The 1,764-nt window shown below is 70.0% G+C and carries 2 protein-coding genes; one reads left to right on the forward strand and one right to left on the reverse strand.

Going from position 1 to position 1,764, the window contains the following annotated elements:
- Positions 1–78: 78 nt before the first annotated feature.
- Entirely contained in the window at positions 79–1,539 is a 1,461-nt protein-coding gene (locus tag JNN06_RS00260) for a PLP-dependent aminotransferase family protein (protein WP_291237596.1), read from the reverse strand.
- Positions 1,540–1,599: 60 nt separating this feature from the next.
- On the opposite strand from JNN06_RS00260, the gene JNN06_RS00265 reads away from it, so the two are divergent.
- On the forward strand, positions 1,600–1,734 hold the full coding sequence (locus JNN06_RS00265) for a hypothetical protein (protein WP_291237597.1): 135 nt from the start codon (positions 1,600–1,602) through the stop codon (positions 1,732–1,734).
- The last annotated feature ends 30 nt before the right edge of the window (positions 1,735–1,764 follow it).

The following is a 1,764-nucleotide window of genomic DNA, read 5'->3' on the forward strand; positions in this document are numbered from 1 at the left end:
CTCTGGGCCTGCGGCCCATTCACCCCGGGATATTTAGGAACAGAAAATGAAAAAGAGCCCCTGCCCCATTTTCTGTTCTCAAATATCCTCGGGGGGTGAATGGCCCGTCAGGGCCAGAGGGGGGCAGACAGCCCCCCTTGCAGCGCGTCCATCCCGCGCCGCGCCGCCAAGGCCAGCACCTCGGGCGCGTGGCCGGAAAAGCCGATGACCAGCCCGCGCCGCGGCGCCTCCAGATACATCGACGAGAGCGCCCTTGCGCCAAAGCCTCCTGCGCGCGCCAATCGCGCCAGTGCCTGATCGTCGCAGGTCGCGGGCAAGGGCAGCGTCAGGTGCAAGCCCTGATCGGGCGCGCGCAAGGCGTGCCCGGCCAGCGCCAGCTCTGCCACCAACGCATCCCGCGCCGCCCGGCAGCGCCGCCTTGCCCGGCGCAGATGGGCGGCAAAGGCCCCCCCCCGACAGGAACTCGGCCATGGCAGGCTCCAGCAGCCCCGGCGGCGCCCGGTCAGCCCGCGTCCGCAGTGCCAGAACCGGGTCGATCAGCGGTTCGGGCAGCACCAGCCAGCCCATGCGCAGGCCCGGCATCAAGGCCTTGGAGAAGGTGCCGACATGGATCACCCGCCCCCCCGCATCCATGCCTTGCAGCGCCGCCAGCGGCGCGCCCGCATAGCGGAACTCGCTGTCGTAATCATCCTCGATCACCCAAGCGCCCGCCCCATCCCCGGCCTCGGCCGCCCAATCCAGCAACGCCAGCCGCCGCCGCATGGTCATCGCCACGCCCAGCGGAAACTGATGCGCGGGCGTGACATAGGCCGCGCGGGCCTCGGGCGCGCGGCGCCGCCCCTCGGCCACATCGAGCCCCTCGGCATCCACCGGCACCGGCACCAGCCGCTGCGCCGCAAAGGCCGCCTTGCCCGAAGGATAGCCCGGGTCTTCCATCCAGACCGCATCCCCCGGCGCCAGCACCGCCCGCGCGATCAGATCCAGCGCCCCTTGGGTGCCCGAGGTCAGCACGATCTGATCGGCATGCAGCCGCATCCCGCGCGACAGCCGCAGCCACGCCGCCAGCGACCCGCGCAGCCCCGCATCCCCCGCCGGATCGCCATAATGAAACAGGCTCGCCGCAGGCCGCGCCAAGTGCCGGTTCACCAGCACCCGAAACGCCTCGAGGCTTTGCGGATCGGGAAAGGCCAGCCCCAGATCGCCCGGCAAATCCTTGGCGACAAAACCCGCCCGCGCCGCGGGCGCGACGGGCGCCAGACGCGGCACGGCGCCTGCCACAAAGGTGCCCGCCCCCACCCGCGCCTCGGCAAAGCCATCGGCCACCAGCCGCTCGAACCCCGCCACCACCGCGCCCCGCGCGACGGAAAGCTGCGCCGCCAGCTCCCGGCTGGGCGGCAAGCGGCAGCCCGGCGGCAATTGCCCAGCCTCGATCAGCGCCCGGATCGCGGCATAGACCGCCGCCGCCCGGCTGCCCTCAGCGGGCAAACCGGGGATCAACGCCACCCAATCCAAAATATTGGTCTGATTTTTTTGCGCCATATTGGACCTCTCGCAAGCCAATTCTGCCTGCTACACCGCAGAAAGACAAGAGAGGCCCCGATGACCGATTACCCGCAAACCCCGCTGAACCGCGTGAAACGCAACCCCAAACGGGCGGTCTATGACCGCGCAACCACGGGGTCGAACTGGACCGGGACGAGCTGGATCACGCCAAGCGCACCTGGGACAGCATAGATTTCACCCGGGGGGGGAAGGCCAGAAAAT

The sequence above is a fragment of the Gemmobacter sp. genome (assembly GCF_016792925.1).
In the GTDB taxonomy this organism is placed as follows: Bacteria; Pseudomonadota; Alphaproteobacteria; order Rhodobacterales; family Rhodobacteraceae; genus Gemmobacter.